Here is a 460-nt window from a genome sequence, read left to right as displayed (position 1 = left end):
TTGCACTTGCCGCTCGGCGTCTCCTGGGAGGCGCTGGTGGCGGCCAACGCCACCATCTGGTGCGCCACCCTGGTGGGCTGGATCGACGCGGTCGCGGCCGCCACCGGCCGGCCGATCGACGCCACCACGCTGGAGCCCGCCACGCTGGCCTGCTATCGCCATGGCCGCGAAGCCAGCGCGACGTCCTTCGCGGCGGCGCTCGACTTGCGCAACCGCCTGAGCCGCGAGGTCGGCGGCTGGTTCGAACGTTTCGACCTGCTGATGACGCCGACGCTGCCGCGACTGCCGCCGGCGATCGGCACCTACGCGCGCGGCGCCGAATCCATGACCGGGCTGGAATGGACCGCGCGCGTGTTCGAGCATTCGCCGTTCACGCCGGCCTTCAATGTTGCCGGCGTGCCCGCGATGTCGGTGCCGCTCGCGCATGACGTCGCCACCGGGCTGCCGATCGGCATCCAGT

At 72.0% G+C, this 460-nt stretch carries 1 protein-coding gene; it reads left to right on the top strand.

All coding sequences use genetic code 11. The features are described from left to right. Positions 1–460, top strand: a 460-nt coding sequence (locus FQ755_RS14330) for an amidase family protein (protein ID WP_260858579.1), incomplete at both ends; no start/stop codon positions are given.

The sequence above is a fragment of the Paraburkholderia sp. BCC1885 genome (assembly GCF_900996235.1).
In the GTDB taxonomy this organism is placed as follows: Bacteria; Pseudomonadota; Gammaproteobacteria; order Burkholderiales; family Burkholderiaceae; genus Paraburkholderia.
Note: the sequence above shows the minus strand (reverse complement) of the source record. Positions and strands in the feature narration are given on the sequence as shown.